The organism is Citrobacter sp. Cpo221 (assembly GCF_030332345.1).
In the GTDB taxonomy this organism is placed as follows: Bacteria; Pseudomonadota; Gammaproteobacteria; order Enterobacterales; family Enterobacteriaceae; genus Citrobacter; species Citrobacter portucalensis.
In genome coordinates, this window is record NZ_JAOWIA010000053.1 from 65,301 (window position 1) to 84,356 (window position 19,056).

The following is a 19,056-nucleotide window of genomic DNA, read 5'->3' on the forward strand; positions in this document are numbered from 1 at the left end:
ACGGAACCCTTTCTCTGAGAGTGCATATTCATAACTTCTACCCTCACAGGTGATACTTTCTGAAACTGAGGCGTTAACTGAACAGCATTACCCCGAGCGGGGCCGTTTCTCTGTATCGCTAAGTCAGAACTGGTACTCAATCCCAGCCCAGTAATTACGGCCTTCTTCGATAAATCCTTCGCTGTACACGTATTGTGTATCGAACAGGTTATTGACCGAAGCGTTGACGCTAAACCCGTGACCGATGGCGTAGTCGGCGCGTAAATGGGTAATGGCGAAACCTGCGGCTTTCTGCGAGCCGTCGCTATTGCTATAGCTCGATGAGCGGGCCTCTTCAGACAGCGTAATGCTCAACGGATCCCACGGTTTCAGCGTCATCCATGCGGTGAGGGTTTGCGTCGGCAAATCGGTTATTTTGCCGATGTCGCTGCGTTTGACATCCGCATGAATCAGGCCATAGCTCAGCCCAACATCCAGCATATCAAAGACTTTACCTTTAACGCCTGCATCCAGACCGGTGTAATCCACCCGGCCGCTGTTCTGATTCTGGATGGTATCGGCATCAATATTGTGCGAAAGAATGGCATCGCTGATGCGATTGTAATAGACGCTGGCTTCGAATCCCCAGTCTTTGCCAAGTGAACCATTCCAGGTCAGATCCACGCTGCGAGCGCGTTCCGGTTTAAGCTGCGGATTGACCAGCGCCACCTGGTTATAGGCCGGTTTCGAGGTGGTGTAGCGCTCTTTCAACGTCGGGAAACGCGTTCTGTCAGAGTAGGACAGCGCTAATGTGTCAGCATTATCGAAGTGATATTTGGTCATCATCTGCCAGTTGAAAGCTGACTGATTGTTGTCATCATAGTGGGTGACGCTGCCATTTTTCTCGTGCTTCATGCCTTCCAGACTGTCGCGCCAGTCATAGCTTATTCCCGCCACTACATCGACATTATCCGCCGCTGCCCACTGATATTCACTGGCAACGGACCAGGTGCGGTCTTCGTAACGGTCGTAAGCCGCATTAGGTGCGCCTTTCTCGCGGTGAACATCATCCTTCCAGTTCACCGCGAAAGAGAGCTGGTCGTTTTCACGCATATCCGCAGCGAGCTGCAGACCAGCCCCATCGCTATAGTCTGAATAATGACTGTAGCTGCCTTTTTTGTTTTTCAGATCGGCAAGCGAGTTGTACATCATCAACGTATTTTCAAATGTGTCGCGATACAGACGGCTTTTCAGGGTAAAACGGTCGCCCAGATGGGTAGTGCCCTGATAGTAATAGCTCTCTTTATCGTACTGTGGCCATTGCCAGTAGCGTGATTTCTGACTGCTGGTTCCAGCGTACGGCGGGTTATCTTTTTCACCGTCCTGATTAATATAGGTCAGCACATATTCGTCATCACCACGTGGGGTAAAGCCCAGCTTCACGATGCCGCGTTTGTCATCGGCAGAGGAGTTGATCATTTTGCCGTTGCTGCCCGCAACAGGGTTGTCCACGCCGTGCGGTAACCCAAGGAAATCCTGCTTCAACTGACTGCCACTGAGCTGGATGTAGCCGAGATCGTTGCTGGCGCCAAATGAAGCGTGCATATCGTGGGCATTGTCTTTGCTACGACTCCAGCCCTGGCGATAGCCAATGCTGCCTTCAATCGGTTTGGTAGGTCTTTTGGTGGTGATATTGATGGCGCCGCCCATCTGGTTCGGCCCTTGTAGCAGAGACGAGTAGCCTTTGGATACTTCAACCGAAGCGATATCGGAGGTCAGAAAACGGCCTAAATCGAGGTTGCCGTCATAGGGGATGTATACCGGCACGCCGTCAAAATAGACGGGAACCTGACGGCTGTCAAAACCGCGGACTTTCACCTGCTGCTCATTGCGGTTGCCTGACTTTTGCAGCACGACGCCGGGGACAACGCTCAGCGCCTGCGCCACGTTTTGCTTATCCAGTTGCTGCATCGTTTCCTGGCCGAGAACCGTAGTGGTTGCCGCGGAGGCCGGGCTTGACCAGACGGTCATGGTTTCGCTTTCCTGCCCAGCAAAAGCACTGTGCGCGAAAGCAAACGACAGGGCTGTGTAAAGACAACTTTTGTTGAAATTCATTATTTTTAGTCCATTTATTAATGTTATATGCCACGTGTGTCCGGGCTCAGGCTAACTTTGATATCCGCAGGCGGAGCGTAGTAAGGCGCGGAAGTGATGAAAAGTCTGATGCCACAGTCGAGATAACTCGCCAGCGAGGCGAGGGTAATGCCGCCAGTCAGCGCCAGCGTACAATGGGGGGCCAGAGAAGGGGCCTGGCGGACAATTTCTGTTGCTTGCTCAGGGGTAAATTTGTCGAGTTGCAGGACATCGGGCGCGGCGCGTAGCGCGGCTAATGCCTCATCTGGCGTATCTGCTTCAACCACGATCTTTTTTTCTGGCGCATGGCTGCGTAAGCGCGCAATCGCACCTGACCAGTCGTTTGGATTGGTAAGAAAATGGCGGTGATTAGCAAACAGCAGTACCGTTTCGGCGCATCCTCCGCGATGGATAATGCCTCCCGCGGCGAGTATTGCCTGAGTCGCCAACAAACGCGTGCCGGGAATGGCTTTGCGGGTGCAGGCAATCTGCCCATCAGGATAGCGTTGGCGCAGTTGGCTCAACATGCTCTCAAGATAGCCCGAAACCCCGCAGCTCCATTCCAGGACATTTTGTACCGCTTTCCAGCCCTGATGCAGCGCCGCCGCATTCCCATGTGCGCAAATCAATCGCTGTCCTGCACTTACCTGTTCACCATCGGCAACCATGTCGCTGATGGTCAGCCCTAATGAGGCGAGCATTTGCCTGGCAACGGCGGTGCCGCTAACGCACCCGCCCTGGCGATGGTAAAATTCCATAACGCCCGGCTGTGCGCCAATACCCAACGCGCGGGTAGTCAGGTCGCCGCCCTGAATATCTTCCAGCAGCAGCGCGTCGGTTTGCGCCTGCGAAAAGTAGATCATTGCAGTGCCTCCCGCGGAACGCTGTCCCACCAGATAAGCGCCCAGTCACGGCTGGCGGGGGCAATCGTGCGTGGATCCTGCTGTTGATACCAGGTTTCCAGACGTTCGACCTCGTCGGCGCTCAGTTCACCCATACTCCAGCGCACGTTTTCCAGAAAACGCGTCCAGGTGCTGTTGTCCTGCTGACAGTTGGGCCCGCGGATAAAATCAACATGCACGTGGATCCCCATCTGATACAGGACATTAAGCGCGTAGATATAGTTGGGAAGCTCAATCACTTCGCGGCCCAGCGCACGTTGAATGGTGGGGGAAACGAAAGATGAACTGACGAGATGAGTGGTGTAAACCCGCAGCCGGGCCTGATTATTCAGTTTGGTCATCGCCTGGCGCATATCGGCAACCAGCGTAGAGCGCGAAGCGACGGCGATATCGCACTGGGGTAAATCATCCCAGTGTTCCTCCCAGGCCCGCTGCACCCACTGTACGTGACGGGCGTTCATTTGCGCAGCGCGGCGGGCAGCTACGCTCAGCATTCCCTGGCTGTAATCTACTCCGTAAACTATTGGCATCTTTTTAGCCAACGCCAGCGAAACCGTACCGGGACCGCAGCCCATATCAAACAGCGACTCCGCCCCTTTCAGGTCGATTTTTCCCAACAGCTGTAGCAGATAGCTGTCGGTTAATGAGGCGCAATTCTCTGCCATTTTTTCCGCACGCTTATCCCAGTGCTCCGGTTTTTTCTCGGTTCTGTTCGCCAGCTGTAACTGTTTACGGTAAAGATCGGCAAAATCAATGTCGTCAATGAGCATTCTTATTCCTTAGTTGTGTGAGCCAAAGAGGTGATGGGCGATTTGTGACGGTGTAACGCGATACAGCGCTGCCAGACGATCGGTGGCGAGCTGCTGTTCAGGAAGCCCCTGCGACACTGCACCGTTCGGTTCAACGCGTACCACGCTGTCGGCGATTGCCCGGGCGTGCAACGGATGATGCGTTGACATCAGCAGGGCCATACCCGAATTTTTAAGTGTTATCAGCGTGTCGAGCAGACGGATCTGATGCCCAAAATCCAGGCTGGAAGCAGGTTCATCCAGCAACAAAAGGCGTGGGCGTTGCGCCAGTGCGCGGGCAATCAACACCAGTTGGCGCTCTCCGCCGCTCAGCGTGTTCCAGCGCCGGGGCGCAAGGTGAGAGATCCCCAGCATCGCCAGTTGTTGATGCGCAATTTCGCGTTCTTTAGCGCCGGGAACCGCAAATGCCGCCAGTTGCGGGGTCTGCCCCATCATCACCATGTCCAGCGCAGTGAAGGCAAACGCGCCGTCATGCGCCTGAGGGACCCAGGCGATGGCCGAAGCGCGTTGCCGATCGCTAAGATGATTCACCGCGACACCATCAAGCAGGATGTCTCCGTGAAGCGGCGGAAGAACGCCGAGAATGGTGCGCATCAGGGTGGTTTTTCCACTGCCGTTGGCCCCAATCAGACAACAAACGGAGCCGGGCGAAACCTGAAATGAAACATCGCGTAACACGGGCTGTTGACTGTGGTATCCCAACGACGCGTGGCGCAAGGTCAGTAGCGTCATGGGCGATTTCCCCGTAGCAAAAGCAGCAAAAAGAACGGTGCGCCAATAAATGCAGTCAGGATCCCCAGCGGAATTTCCGTGCTGCTCAGCGTACGGGCGAGAGTATCGGTGAGCAGTAGCAAAATGGCGCCGACCCCCATGGAAACCGGCAGCAACTGCTGGTGGTTATTGCCACAGAGGAGTCTGCCGATGTGCGGCACAACCAGCCCAATCCAGCCGATAATGCCCGCGATGGCGACGGTACAGGCGGTGATTAACGTTGCGCAGACGATCAGTCCCAGCCGCAATCGCGAGACGTTGATGCCAAGCGATCGTGCTTCATCATCCGACAGGGTGAGCAGGTTCATGCGCCAGCGCAGCAGCAATAGCGGGACGAGTCCTGCGAAGATCAGCGGTGCCGAGAACCACAGGTCGTGCAGCGTGATCGTCGATAAACCGCCAAGCAGCCAGAAAGTGATAGAGGGGAGTTGGGTATACGGGTCGGCCAGCGTTTTGATGAGTGAAATTCCCGCACCGCATACCGTACCCAGCGCAATCCCGACTAGCACCAGTGTTAACACCGGGTCGTGTCGCTTGACTCGTCGGGTAATTAACCAGACACCGGCGACCACGAATAAACCGCCCATGAACGCATACAGCTGAATGAACAGGATCGGTAAACCTAACAGGATTGCTAAACAGGCACCTAAACCCGCACCCGCTGCCACGCCGAGAATATCCGGCGAGACCAGCGGGTTGCGGAACATGCCCTGATAGGTGGTTCCTGCGCCCGCCAGCGCCGCGCCGAGCAGCAATGCAGCCAGTATGCGTGGCAGGCGGATTTGCCAGAAGACGATTTTGTCCTGCATTGGAACGCCATCTGTACCGGCCACGAGATTCAGAACCTGCTGTGCATCCAGGCGATACGCGCCTGATACTGCAGCGACGCTCGCGCAAAGCACCACCGCAGCAATCATCAGAAAACCGAGGGTTGATGTTTTCATCAAACTGCCACCAACCTTTGATACTGTGCGTCGCTTAGCGTGGTGTGCCAGAACAACTCACTGTAGCGCTGCATATCAGCTTTAAAGCTCGTGTTAACCTGAGGATCAAGCCAGGCGTGCAGGCGGCGTAACCCCAGTAAACGGTTGATGCCGGGAGGTGCATCCAGCCAGCCAAACGGCAGACCGCTGAGAAACAGAATGCGCCGGTCAGCAACCGCTTTGACTCCTTGCCAGACCGGATCTTCTCGTAGGAACTGCGCTGTCACCGCATCCTGTACCAGGATAATATCCGGCTGCCAGCTGAGCAGATTTTCCATTGAAACCTGTGTGAGTCCCTGTCGCCCGGGGATGTGCGCCACATTGTGCAACCCCAGTAGTTCTGCCGCTTCGGTATGCAGAGAACCTTGTAAACCAGTCTCCAGTCCTCTGGCACCGCGCGCGGCATAAAAACGCAGATTCGCCGCGGGTGAATGCGAGAAAGCTATTGCATCATCGATAAATCGACGGGCCAGCGCGGCCTGCATTGCGGTTCGCGAGACGACGCCCAATACTTCACCGACTGCGCGCAGCTGTTCTGGGGTATGGCGCAATTCGCCGTTAATCAGCAGCCAGGGAATGTGTGTTTGTGCGCTCACTTGTCTGGCCTGAGAAAGCCAGGTTTCATCGGCATTACCGCAGTCAATAACCAGGTCAGGTTTGAGCGCCAGGAGTGCTTCAAGCGAGAGTGTGCTGGCGCGCCCCGCCAGCCTGCCGAGTTTCAGCAAAGTCCGAATGTTATCGTTAAACGGGATGGCGGTCTGGCGAGAGAAATCAAAGGAGGAAAGCCCCACCAGTTTTTCCGGTGCGACGGCCAGCAGCAGCATGTCAGCAGGTGCGCCCGCGCTGACCACGCGTTGGGTCATTTCTGGCTTCGGAGAGTCTCCAATAGCTACAGTCAGCGAGGTTTGAGCAAACGCGGGAAGATGGCGGAGCAGCAGTGCAGATGCCACGAGTTGGGCAAACATCCGTCTTGTCAGTGGCATTATTGTTATCCTGAAGGTTACAAAATCGCTATATATTTACATATATATCGAATAAAAACATGTTCAGAATCAATTTCTCACGGATGAAAACCCCGGATACCCCATAAGGGCTAGAGGCCATAGAGACAGCTGGAAGGGGGAAATATAAGAAAGAAAAATCCGCGACGAAGCGCGGATTCAGGAAGTAAAACGGCTCAGGCTATGATGTTATGGCGTCGGTTGAGTCTGTTTTTTAGACTCGACTGGCGCTGTACTTGCAGGGGTAGGTCGCGACGCGGGTACGTTGTCACAGGGCTTTTCTTTGGCGCAAATCAGGTCGAGCATTTTCAGCGTTACGCCGTTGGTCCAGCCGAAACCATCCTGCAACGGATACTCACCGCCGCCACCGCCGGTTCCAGTGGTGCTCACGTCATACTTCTCAACCAGCTTTTTCTCGCGATCGTAGGTGTGTTGAACATTGGTGAGGAATCGCCAGGTCACGTCCATGGCGACAGTATCCTGACCGTAATTCTGTAACCCGGATGCTGCGACCCACTGGAGCGGGGCCCAGCCATTGGGGGCATCCCACTGCTGGCCGCTTTTCACCGACGTGGTAGCAAGGCCGCCCGGTTGCAGCAGATGTGCCTGGGTGGCCGTGGCGACTTTACTGGCGCGATCTTTTGCCGCTGCTTTGACATATAGCGGGAACAGGGCGGCAGCCGTGAGCTGGTTGCGTACTTTGTGGCTTTTCAGATCGTAGTCGGCATACCAGCCTTCTTTGTCGTTCCACAGGTTCTTCTCGATCCCTTTTTGTCGGGCATTAGCGAAGCCATCGTACTGCGCCGCTTTGGCATCATCACCGGCAGCCTTGCTGGCGAGGGCGATCATTTTTTCCATTTTGTACATCAACGCATTGAGATCGACCGGAACGATGCTGGTGGTGCGCAGAGTGCCCAGCTGATTAGGATTGTCCATCCAGCGGGAACTAAAATCCCAACCGGACGCGGCAGCTGAACGCAGGTCGCGGTAGATTTCTGTGGCCGGGCGGTTTGGGTTGCTTTTAGCGGTGGCAATATCCTCTACCCACGACTCTGGCCGAGGCGAATCGCGCTCATCCCAGTAGCGGTTCAAAATGGTGCCGTCATCCAGTTTAACCACGCGCTTATTTTGCTGACCGGGCTGGAGTGTTTCGATGCCTTCCATCCAGTAGCTGTACTCTTTGAGCATCTGCGGGAGGTATTTTTTCAGCGCATCATTCCCGTCGTGCTGCGCCAGCAGTTCAACCATAAAGGCAAAGAACGGCGGTTGCGAACGGCTCAGGTAGTAGGTGCGGTTACCGTTAGGAATGTGTCCCCAGGAATCAATCTCGTAAGCGAAGTTTGCCACCATGTCCGAGACTTTATCCCAGTGATTGCTCTCGGCAAGCCCCAGCATGGTGAAATAGCTGTCCCAATAATATATTTCGCGAAAACGCCCGCCAGGTACCACATACGGCTCCGGGAGCGGCAGCAGCGAATCCCATTTTTCAGCGGTGGTGGTCGAACGAGTGAGTACTGGCCACAGTCCGTCAATATGTTCGCGTAGTGATTGCCCGGCCGGGGGCACGTATTTCTCGCCGTCTTTCGGCAAGGTGAAATTCACTTGCACAAAATGGCGTAAGTCGAATCCGGACTGGTTTTTCTGCATCCGGTAATCGGCAAGGATCATTAATGGATCGCTGTTTGGCACCGCGTCGGCAAAGGTTTTCTGGTCAGGAAACAGTTTGGCTGTTTGTACATCGTTAAACAGGGGACCAAGCAGAATATCAGGCGGCGCAGGCGTAGCGGCTGGTGCGTCCTCGGCGTTGACGGTAAAAGAGGAAAGGGCAAAAAAGGTGCTTGCGAGCGTCAGTTTTATTGCAACAGAGAGCAGGCCAGGATGGCGAGTTGCTGGCGTTATCATCGGTTAATCTCCTTAGCGGCGTGCCGAAGTAGCGGCATTTACCATGAGAAAACCTTAGTTCAGGAATGACCGTTGCGCGTGATCGGCTCCCCATTTTGCGAATAAACAGACATTTCCCGACGTGAATAGAGAAGAAGCACACCCTTTGTTGGAAAGGGTGTGCTTCGGAATCAGTTTGCGCGGGTTATCCGCTGTGTGACACAGTCAATGGTCAGTGTATCGCCCATCTTGATGCTATCGAGAGCCGTGCCTTGCTGACACATCCAGCACAGATCCATTTCACGAGCGATAATCGCCGGATGCGAGGCTTCGCTGCCGTCCCGCAGGCAGATACCTTTGATGGTCTTCGGATCGAGTTGCAGTACCGTAGACGGATAAATGACATCAGCGACCAGGATAGTGGGGCGCAAAAATGCGGGAATTTGTGCGCTCTCTCCCGTCAAATGCTGCAGTGAACGAGACAGCAAATCTTCAATATCAATGTATCGCGCCTGCAGATAAGGATCATCGAGCTGTAAATACTGCTGGCTGAGATCGCTCAGCACCTGATGCCAGGCCCAGGCGGCGCTGCACTGCTTTTCGCGCATTACATCGCAGGCCATTTCAAAAAGTTCAGGATCGTCCAACAGCGTGTGGTGACCGGAGAAGATGGCAGCGATATCTGCGGAATATCGTTCTTCAGCAAGTGCGGTGAGTTCGCTCAGATCGTTCAGCGTACTTTGGATGGCAGCCTGTAATCGTTGCTGCTCAGCCTGGAGTGATGCGGCGGGTTGCGGATTTACCTCGGGCGAGAACGGCGTGTAACAAAATGCCGTCCCCGTGACTTTTGAGGGAGCCTGAGTTGCCTTGTTATCAGCATGCGCGGACTCGAGCGATTCACCAAAATTCTCTGCCGCCAGCTGTTTAAATGCGGCCAGCGCATCCTCTGCCTGTTCGCCTTTGGCAATCAGGCGCAGTGTGTCATTACAGCGTACCTGCAGCAGAGCTATCTGATTCAGGCTATCAGGAACCACACACTTGCCGTTTTTCTCCAGCCACATGTCGGCGTTAAAACCAGACAACGCGGAAACCAGCCGCGAAGCCGGGCGAACGTGGATGCCGTTAGGGTTTTTCACCACAATGGCAACAGAACGGGCATCTGCATCGGGAGACTGTACAGCAGATGCGGGTTTCGCTGCGGATGGCGAAGGTAAACCCAGTTGCTCACATTTGGCGTCGAGGGCGTTCATGGCATCACGGATGACCCGATCGATATCAGCACCCGCGGCGGCGCTAACCGTCGCGGCCAGTGTGCCTTCAACCAGTGGTGCTGCGCACAAACGCACTTTGGCGGCAATGCCAGGGTCGAGCAGTTCCAGCGCGGTTTCCGCACTCAGTAATGCACTACCGATATCCATCATCACCAGCACGTGGTCCGTATCGGCCACGGACTCGATGGCTTCCATCACCTTGATCGGATCGGTGCCAATCGGATTCTCAGGATCGTCAATGCCTGCGGCAATGGCGATTTTGCAATCACCGCCCATTAACATCTGCCGGGCCAGCGCGCCGACGCCTTCGCCCAGTTGGGCGCTGTGAGAAACAATAACCAGGTTTACCATCGCTTTATCCTTACTCTCTGGACGCCTGAGCCAGCATTTGCATCATAAACATCACCGATGTTGCGCCGGGATCCTGATGCCCAATACTGCGCTCACCAAGATAGCTGGCACGGCCTTTGCGAGCCTGCATGGTGATGGTGCTTTGTGCTGCGGCTTCCGCTTGCTGGCTTGCCGCTTCCAGCGCTGCTTGTACACTCAGTTTCTGCTCGCAGGACTGGCGTAAGGACTCGACTACTGGCAGCCAGACGTCGCACATGGTTTTGTCGCCAGGTTCAGCCTTACCGCGGCTAATCACACCTTCTGCGCCATCACGCATCATTTGATACAGCTCTTCAAGCGTCAGGCTTTGATGAGCCTGAGTCACCTGAGCGGCGCGAATAAAAAAGGTGCCAAACAGCGGTCCACTGGCCCCGCCGACGCTTGAGAGCAGCACCATACCGGTGTTTTTCAAAATAAAGCCGATGTCTTTGTCTGCGATGGACGGCAGCTTTTCAACGACTTTGCTGAAACCACGATGCATGTTCAGACCGTGGTCGGCATCGCCGATCTCCCGGTCAAGTCCGGTGAGAAAATCACTTTCTGTGGTGAAGATCTCGCCGCAACGATAGAGCCAGTTAACAATTTGCGTTCTGTTGAGGGACATCATAAATCTCCTTATTTACCCCAGTTGAGAGCAGGGGTGTGAACCGGTGCATCCCATAAGCTCAGCGTTTCGTCATCTACCTGTAACAGGGTGATCGAGAAACCGGTCATATCCAGAGAGGTACAGTAAGAGCCGATCAGGTTGCGCTCAATGACAATGCCTGCATCCTGACAACGGCTTTCGAGGCGGTTATATACGCCGAAGAGTTCAGACAACGGCGTCGCGCCGAGATTATTGACCAGCGCAATAACGCGATCGCCACTCTGTAACGCCCGCTTGCTTTCTTTACCTTCCTGCCACGCGCCCTGGACGTTGTCCCAGTGGCGGAGTGTACGGCTGTAGTTACCGTTTTCCAGCAGGGTATCGAACATTTCATCAACGGTCTGATCGAGAGAGGTGAAGGGGCGACGGTCTATGCCCGGTTCCCCGTGGATACCTACGCCAAATTCCATTTCGTTATCCTGCAGCGTGAAAGACGGTTGTCCGGCGGCTGGAACGGTACAGGCACCAATGGCTATGCCAATGGAGTGGCCCTGGTTATTCAGCTTACGGCCCAACGCCGCACAGGCTTCCAGCGAATCACCACGTTCGGCGGCCGCGCCGACCAGTTTTTCGATCAATACGGTATTCGCCACGCCACGTCGACCGGCGGTATACAAACTGTCTTTCACCGCCACGTCGTCATCCACCACCATGGTGGTGACTTTGACACCGCTTTCGTGCAGCAGCTCGGTAGCGGTTTCGAAATTAAGAATGTCGCCGGTGTAATTTTTGATTATCAGCAGCACGCCTTCGCCACCGTCAATTTGCATGGCGCATTCGAACATTTTATCCGGCGTGGGTGAGGTAAAAATCTCACCCGGGCAGGCGCCAGAGAGCATGCCCTGACCAATGTAGCCGCAGTGCATAGGTTCGTGTCCGCTGCCGCCACCGGAAAGCAGTGCCACTTTGCCCATCACCGGCGCATCTGCGCGGGTGACATATACCGGATCCTGATGCAATGCCAGGGAAGGATACGCTTTCGCCAGTCCGGCGAGTTGTTCATTCAGTACGTCTTCAACACGGTTGATCAATTTTTTCATTATTTATGCTCCGCAGACAGTCCTGGATGGCTGCCAAATTCGGGCAGGCATCTGATGTAGGGTATCGGTTGGTTCAACGTCACGGCGACCGCTCGCTGCCGATAAGGTAATTTTGCATACGGGTACGCAAAAGAAAATTGCTGTGAAGGGCGTTTCAATACGGAACATTAGCATCTTTTAATGTTCCATATTGAAACGTGGTGGTGCATAAAACAGCGGAAGTGAGAGATGCGGCAAAGTTTATGCTGACGGCATCATGATTAAAACGTTATTCCTTACTCTTCTTTGCCATTAAAATCGAAAAACCAGAACAAGATAAAACCAATAAAACCAAAAATTAGCAGAATAGCCAGGGTATAGACTTCATATCGCGCGGCATCTGCAGCAATCGCCTGTAACTTGTCCATTGCTGGGGCTGGCTGCTCTTTGAATAGCATGAGTTGCCATTCATAAAGGTTTGTTGTTTTTATCTCTTTAATCGGTTCCCAAATATGGTTAGCCGCCGCGCCGAGTGCTAAAGCAGAAAACAGTGCGCCGTAAATACGTTGGCGTTTTTCCTGACGCTGACTAATAGCCTGGCGCATGAGCTGATCCAATTGCTCTATCTGCGTCATGAGCTCCTGACGTTGCTCAGACAATCCCCACTGCCGAGAGAGATCTTCACTCAGCTGGTTATGTAGGGCATCGTTGCCGACTAAAGCACCTTTATTCATGGCTTTTAGCGCCTGGGCTTTGGTTTCCAGCATCATTTCGGACCAGTCAGATAGACGACGAATTTTTCCCTTTCGGTTGTGTTTTTGCTGCGACTCGAGCAGATCCTTGAGCCACTGTCCAATCTGTTGGGCAGAGTTCGCCAGAAAATTTTCATACTCATGGCTTACATCCGCTACAGAAATGGCCGCTTTAATCAGTATCGCCAGATGTTTATCCTCTTCTTCGCGACAGAAGATTGTGACGCCATGACGGTGAGCGACAACCAGAATATTGCTGTACCATTGGCAGTGGTACTCGCTGGTGGGGGGGAGATCCGCAGGACTCCTAACGACGCGCGTGCTATCGCTCTGTGCTGCCAGCCAGGCATGAAAGGTGGGGGTATCGATCATTCGCATCAGCGGGACGATCGTAATATCACCACCCTCCGGGATGCGATGCTGATAGACACGAATGCATTTACCTTTTGTGCGGCAATCAAGTTCGGGTAAAGCTATTGGCACAATGGCGTTATCAAGATAACGGGTAAAATAATTTTCCCAGATTGCGGGCAAAACGTCTTTTTGCCAGGTCAGTTTCGAGCCGGGCTCTCCGGGCGCAAGCTGCTTCGGTGCCGCAATTAGCGTCATTCTGCCTTGATCGTCGTACCAGGGTTGGTTCGGTGCGCCTGGGATCAATTTATCGCTTCCGGCCAGGCGATAGCTTTCGAGAAAACGCGGAGTATCGTGCGGGCGTAGTCCTTGCCAGGCCACATCTTCACGTTGTTCCAGAGCGGACCACAGGGCATCAAGGCGTGTCCCCTGAATCGGGTTGAGCGAAATAACGATATCATTTCCCGTACCCACTTCTCGCGGTCGATAAATGGCCAGCAACCCAAATCCATTGTGCGTCCAACTGCGTTCTTTATCGCAGCGCGCGAGAATTTTCAACATCCCAGAAGGGAGCGTTTCGGTAATAAACAATGCATCAACCACCGTTTGCCGCCGGCCTGTGCCGAGATCCAGCAGGAGTTGGCAGGTAACCGAACGCTTGATCACGTGTTGGTAAATCTGTTGCTCATACGCCAGACTTGCGACCGCACTTGCATAACATTGCGTGTGCATGGGCATAATGCCTGCGGTGGGGTCTGGGTTGGCTATCATCATATCGCTCAACAGGCGAAGGCAGGCCAGCATGTTGTGGCGAACAACGACAGTATCATCCATGGATTGCTCGCACAGTCTGCTATGCGCGAGTGCGGATAACAAGCAAGCGGCAGAACGAGTTGTATCATCACCGTCCAGATAAATACCGCTTTCCCATGCGGTGACGTATTCCAGCCACGGATGTGTTGATAGCGACAGCGAACCAGCGGCATCGAGATGGTTCAAAAACAGCAACAGCGTAAAACAGGTATCCAGAGAGAAATCTTCGATAACGATTCGTTGTATTCCCTGGACACTTGAGAGTTTACTGCGCCATATAGACCATTGACGATCGTCGGCATTTGCCACCAGTTCACTCACCGAATTGTAGTGACCTGCACGGTATCCTTTGTTATTGAGCGCGACACCCTTATGGCTTTCCGTATCATTGCCGTCGCCCAATCCGATCAGTAGGCTGCCTGCCGGTGCATCACGCTGCGACGGATTGAACTCGAAAGTAAACAGCGGCCATGCATTATTGAATGCGAACATATAATTCTCTTTCGATGAATGTGTTGTTGGATCGCTCATTATTTGACTACGTTATAAATGACCCGTTGTGAGCGACTCCAGTTATCGCCAATCGCAATATTGGGTTCATGGTTTTCTTGTTTTACGCAGTAGTTCTTAACCAGGCTTTTTAACTCTGCCTCGTTGAGTGTGCCGAACATCAGACGCGTATTCAGTTCTTTCAATAACACATCATGGAGTGAATAAGTGGTCGGTCTTTGCAGTGAAAATTGCGCCGCGTCAGCCAGTAACTCACGCGCATTATCGGCCATCAGACGGCGCTCACAGCGACCTGCAGGTTCATTTTTGGCCATTTCTTCATCGTAAGCTTTCTTCTGGGCTTTCTCAAAATTAAGCGCTCTGTCGAGTTCCGCTTTAATACCCTGAACATCCTTGGCAGAAGAACAGAATGTTTTTAAATAACGAATCTGTATGGGGGTCAGCGTGCCATTGTGGTCCGCTTGCTGACGTAATTTACCGGCCATTCTGAGGCAGCCGTTTTTTTCATCCATCAACGATGCTGATTGTAATAGGGCATTCAACGTTTCCTGGCGATCTTCCAGTAATGCGGCTTCGGCATAATACAGTTTCCAGCGCATGCCTCCGGCAAGAAACAGATTGACAACCTGGGTATCACCGCGATCGATAGCGGCGCGAAGATTTTTTTCATCCCAGGCAATGCCGATATTCGCCAGTTCTTTACGCGGATCGTTACTGGTTTCTTTTTTCGCCCCAGCAACCGTTTTACCCACTTCCCCGAGATCGCTACGGATGGACTCCGTATTCACCAGCGTCTTGGTTGAGGTTCCGAAAGTCAGTACTGAGCCAACAATAATGACGACGATACCGCCCAGCACCCAGGCTACTCGATTGCGAATGATGCGCGTATCAATTTTGATTTTTCCAATATCCTGAGCCTGAGCCACCAGATCATCCTTTATTTCCTGAACGTCACCGCCGAGATCTTCAATTTTTTGGGCTGTCTGTTCGAAATAGTGAGCAACCTCAGCATTGCTGTCATCAAAAAAGCGATCAGGGTTAACTTTTACCCGGCCTTCGTCGAAGGCCTCCTGTACCGGCTCAGTAATTTCTTGGTAATAGTAATTCACCAATGTTGTTTGGACGGAGGTTACCCGCTTATGATGCGCCAGACGGTTGCGAATTACGCGAATATCGTCAAGAAAGGTATTCAGTGTTCTACGTTTATCGTTAACAAAGCTGAGCAAAGGGGTATATTGATAAAGTGGAGAGTAGTGGATGGGATATTCGTCTTTATCAATAAATAGTGAGGCGAGTTCACTGAAAAGGGTACCGCTCAATACGTCATCACGATCGGCAACGTTGAGCCATTTTTTTACACGTTCCTGACCAAATAGTTTGTTTAAGTGCTCAAGTAGGGCTTGTTGGTTATTGTACGCTTCATTAATTAAACTACGAATGGTCAGCTCTAATGCTCGTACCTGCTGCAAACTACGTAACTGCTTTTCTTCGCCTTCGTTATGCAGCGTCGTTGAATAAGTTAATTGAGGCTGTTTTTCTCGCAAATATTCGAGCTGCCACAAAAAACGCAACGCGGCAATGGTCAGATTTCTGTCGGCAGGCTGGCCATCTGTATTTCTGCCGAGCCATTTGTTCAAGGTGCGTAATGCCGCAAGAAAGCTCGCCATTTCCTGCTCATTATAGTTAAACCGGGCCGCTACACTGCTCCAGTTGCCCAATCTCTCTCGGGCTTTATCAAGTGAATAATAAAACGTATCAGGCGAAAGTTGCGTGGGGGCTGGCATACCCAGCAGGGATAAGATTTGTGGAAATGCGCTGTCGAAAAGAGACAGGCAACGAGTAAAATCGTTGTGCTCAGAAGCAGATGAATGATCGACCATTATATTCTCACGTGGTTATTCGCTGAGTTTTCCCGGCCCGATCTAATCGCACTGTGTCAGGCAACTTTCCCTGCAGCCAGAATGCCATAATTCGACAATTATTCGGGATTTTTAATCAGTTCGTCAATATATATGGGGGGCGTAATATTGGTAGTAGACATTGCAACCAATAATGCGTTGCTATGGGTTCTTAACGCAAATTATGGTTGCAGCGATGGAATTTAATGTTTATTGGCTAACAAAATGCGCAGATATTGGGTAAGTAAAATGCAGAAAGCGGGGCAGATGAATCAGGCTACTACACGCCAATAATGCCACAAATAATGCAGCATTATTGGCGTAACTCACGACTGGCGTTTATCGTCGGTCAAAAACGTTGGCGTATCTGACGTCGTATTAGCCCGGATAAATTCCGCGATCTTTACGTGCCAGCAGAATGCGTTCGCAGGCAACAATGTAGGCTGCGGTACGTAGGGAGCAGGATTTCTCAGCTGCTTTTTCCCATACGTGCACCATCGCATCAGTCATGATTTTGTCCATGCGATTGTTGATCTCTTCTTCACTCCAGAAGAAGCTTGCCATATCCTGGACCCATTCGAAGTAGCTGACGGTTACGCCGCCTGCGTTACATACGACGTCAGGTACCACGATGATACCGCGGCTTGCCAGCATATCATCGGCATCCGGGTAAGTCGGGCCGTTAGCGCCCTCAAGTACCAGTTTGCAGGTCAGCATTTCTGCACGCTGACGGGTAATCTGTCCTTCCAGCGCGGCAGGGATTAGGATATCCATCTCCACGCTCCAGAAGGCTTCGCTGGCGATGGTTTCAGCGCCCGGGAAACCGGCAATCTGTTTGTGCTCTAACTGCCAGGCAGACAGCGCGGTCATGTCGATACCCGTGGAGTTAAACAGCGTTGCGGTGTGATCCTGAATAGCGACGACACGCGCACCCGCTGCGGCGAACAGGCGGGCGGCTTCGCTGCCGACGTTACCAAAACCTTGTACCGCCACGCGAGCGCCTTCAACTTCAATGTTCGCACGACGCGCGACTTCCAGACCGCTGACGAAAACGCCGCGACCGGTGGCTTTATCACGGCCTAACGAGCCGCCGAGGTGAATAGGTTTACCGGTGACCACACTGGTCACGGTGGTGCCGTGGTTCATGGAGTAGGTATCCATCATCCAGGCCATGACTTTTCCGTTAGTACCTACATCCGGCGCAGGAATGTCTTTCTGCGGCCCAATGATAATGCCGATTTCGCTGGTATAACGGCGGGTTAAACGCTCCAGTTCACCTTCAGAAAGTGAGAACGGATCGACGCGCACACCGCCCTTGGCTCCGCCGTACGGCAGATTCAACGCTGCGCATTTGATGGTCATCCATGCAGACAGGGCCATCACTTCATTAAGATCAACATCAGGATGATAACGCACACCGCCTTTGCCCGGACCGCGGGAAAGGTTATGTTGCACGCGGTACCCTTCAAAATGACGGATAGTGCCGTCATCCATCTGCACCGGGATATCGACAATCAGCGCGCGTTTTGGGTGGCGCAGGGTGTCCACCCAATGGGAAAGTTCGCCCAGGTAAGGGGCCACACGCTCGATTTGTTGCAGGTAGGTATTCCAGGCAGATGTGCTGCTATCTGAAGCGTAAGATAACTTATCCATGATAAACCTTAGTTATAAAAGTAATATGTTCTTAATTTGGCCGTGGTATACAGTGAATCTCACCATATAAACCTAAATTTAACATTTTTTTCATAGAACGGCCTGCCTGGCTAACACGGATTATCGGTATGAGTAGTGTGGGTTTTTGCTTGATGGTGAATAGTTATTCTTTGTTTTGGCTGTTATCGCGGTTTTTTTTGCGGTTTATGTAGTTTAATATGCATAACTTGTAAAAATCGCAATTTGTCAGATTTATGACGCACCTCTAAAAGTAAATAATATGATAATAAAATGTGTTTGCTTTATTGCTGTTAAGCTGGGCGTCAGTAGGTCACGGCGATGGTGACAGTATCGGCATAGTTGTCTGGCGTGTAGTTCGCGCTGGGAACGGTGGCGTAAACCGGGTAGGTAGTCGTTGTCCCCGTGCCGCTGCCCGCAACGGTATTAAGCGCAGTATTGCCCCAGATCGTACCGGAAGGACCTGGCGTCGAACTAAGCTGGTAGGGGACTTTATCCGTATTTGACCCCGTGCCTGCCATCACGCCGCTGCCTGCCGTATTGCCGTTGGAGGGTTGAAGTCCGATGGTGTAAGGCGTGTTATTAGAGCAGGCTACGCCTACGTTATTTGACGCCGCGAGATTACGACCCGTTCCGCTGGTGGGAGCAAAGCTGATGTTAGTCGCGGAGGTGATATTACACTGTTTGCTGACAGCAGCTGTGACGGTGAAAGGAAACCTGGCGGCAACGGTATCACCACAGGTGGTCGGCGGGAAAAGCAATCCAGGATTAAGGGTGACAAGGGCTGTCGCCGCCGTATAGCTATCCTGATAGTTTCCGGGGACGGCGGCGATTTGTGGCGTGACGATCTGCGCCGATACCGTGAGTGAACCTGTCACTGGCGTCAGATTCAGCAGGTTAAGCTGTACCATGGGAAAAGTGGTTCCCGACTGATACTGGCTGCCCCAGACTTTGGTGCGCCCGCTATCCTGGTAAAGCTGGTATGCCAGCGTTCTGGCAGGCGTGCCGATTAATGACATATTTCGCGGTGTCACCTGGCCACTGATGGCCGAGGCGCCAATATTAAAACAGAGATTGATCCCTGCCAGCGCGTCACCAAGCTCTTTGGTGCAAGTGTAACTGAACGTCATTGATGACGTTGCGCCTGTCGCAGACAGTGGATTGACCGAACCTAAATTTATGGGTTGCACATTGCTCACCGAACAGGTTACCGCATGGCTAATTGCCGGACAAAAAAGTACGGCAGCGATGAGTAGCAGATGTCTTAACCTCATGA

General features: G+C 52.8%; 14 protein-coding genes. All 14 read right to left on the reverse strand.

Annotated features, from left to right (window positions below):
* Nucleotides 1-123 precede the first annotated feature (123 nt).
* The 14 genes from OGY72_RS13530 to OGY72_RS13595 all read right to left on the reverse strand — a co-directional run bounded on the left by OGY72_RS13530 (nucleotide 124) and on the right by OGY72_RS13595 (nucleotide 19,054).
* Entirely contained in the window at nucleotides 124-2,094 is a 1,971-nt protein-coding gene (locus OGY72_RS13530; RefSeq protein WP_149384889.1) for a TonB-dependent receptor plug domain-containing protein, read from the reverse strand.
* Between the two features lie 23 nt (nucleotides 2,095-2,117).
* Nucleotides 2,118-2,975 carry a ModD protein gene (gene modD / locus OGY72_RS13535; protein WP_191235519.1) on the reverse strand — a complete coding sequence of 286 codons (858 nt, stop codon included), beginning with the start codon at nucleotides 2,973-2,975 and terminating at the stop codon, nucleotides 2,118-2,120.
* Nucleotides 2,972-3,784 carry a class I SAM-dependent methyltransferase gene (locus tag OGY72_RS13540; RefSeq protein WP_191235518.1) on the reverse strand — a complete coding sequence of 271 codons (813 nt, stop codon included), beginning with the start codon at nucleotides 3,782-3,784 and terminating at the stop codon, nucleotides 2,972-2,974. The genes modD and OGY72_RS13540 overlap by 4 nt, the downstream gene beginning before the upstream one ends.
* 9 nt (nucleotides 3,785-3,793) lie before the next feature.
* A complete protein-coding gene (locus OGY72_RS13545; protein ID WP_286547892.1) occupies nucleotides 3,794-4,555 on the reverse strand; it encodes an ABC transporter ATP-binding protein in 762 nt (253 codons plus the stop codon).
* On the reverse strand, nucleotides 4,552-5,511 hold the full coding sequence (locus OGY72_RS13550; RefSeq protein WP_502872611.1) for a FecCD family ABC transporter permease: 960 nt from the start codon (nucleotides 5,509-5,511) through the stop codon (nucleotides 4,552-4,554). The genes OGY72_RS13545 and OGY72_RS13550 overlap by 4 nt, the downstream gene beginning before the upstream one ends.
* Nucleotides 5,512-5,537: 26 nt before the next feature.
* Entirely contained in the window at nucleotides 5,538-6,560 is a 1,023-nt protein-coding gene (locus tag OGY72_RS13555; protein WP_286547894.1) for an ABC transporter substrate-binding protein, read from the reverse strand.
* Between the two features lie 207 nt (nucleotides 6,561-6,767).
* The gene (locus OGY72_RS13560; RefSeq protein WP_286547895.1) at nucleotides 6,768-8,480 is read right to left on the reverse strand and encodes an alpha,alpha-trehalase; all 1,713 of its coding nucleotides are present in this window, start codon (nucleotides 8,478-8,480) and stop codon (nucleotides 6,768-6,770) included.
* Between the two features lie 170 nt (nucleotides 8,481-8,650).
* Nucleotides 8,651-10,081, reverse strand: coding sequence for a dihydroxyacetone kinase phosphoryl donor subunit DhaM (dhaM, locus tag OGY72_RS13565; RefSeq protein WP_279275856.1), 1,431 nt, complete (start codon nucleotides 10,079-10,081; stop codon nucleotides 8,651-8,653).
* A 10-nt stretch (nucleotides 10,082-10,091) separates the two neighbouring features.
* Complete coding sequence (gene dhaL, locus OGY72_RS13570; RefSeq protein WP_020996617.1) at nucleotides 10,092-10,724, reverse strand: dihydroxyacetone kinase subunit DhaL; 633 nt, start codon at nucleotides 10,722-10,724, stop codon at nucleotides 10,092-10,094.
* A gap of 11 nt (nucleotides 10,725-10,735) precedes the next feature.
* Nucleotides 10,736-11,806, reverse strand: a complete 1,071-nt coding sequence (gene dhaK, locus OGY72_RS13575; protein WP_003833521.1) for a dihydroxyacetone kinase subunit DhaK — start codon at nucleotides 11,804-11,806, stop codon at nucleotides 10,736-10,738.
* Between the two features lie 275 nt (nucleotides 11,807-12,081).
* Entirely contained in the window at nucleotides 12,082-14,193 is a 2,112-nt protein-coding gene (locus OGY72_RS13580) for a hypothetical protein (RefSeq protein WP_149384895.1), read from the reverse strand.
* 38 nt (nucleotides 14,194-14,231) lie between these two features.
* Nucleotides 14,232-16,091, reverse strand: a complete 1,860-nt coding sequence (locus OGY72_RS13585; protein WP_126317872.1) for an STY4199 family HEPN domain-containing protein — start codon at nucleotides 16,089-16,091, stop codon at nucleotides 14,232-14,234.
* A 396-nt stretch (nucleotides 16,092-16,487) separates the two neighbouring features.
* Nucleotides 16,488-17,762: a Glu/Leu/Phe/Val family dehydrogenase gene (locus tag OGY72_RS13590; protein WP_020996616.1), complete on the reverse strand. Its 1,275-nt coding sequence runs from the start codon at nucleotides 17,760-17,762 to the stop codon at nucleotides 16,488-16,490.
* A gap of 323 nt (nucleotides 17,763-18,085) precedes the next feature.
* Nucleotides 18,086-19,054, reverse strand: a complete 969-nt coding sequence (locus tag OGY72_RS13595) for a Csu type fimbrial protein (protein ID WP_286547898.1) — start codon at nucleotides 19,052-19,054, stop codon at nucleotides 18,086-18,088.
* Nucleotides 19,055-19,056 lie beyond the last annotated feature (2 nt).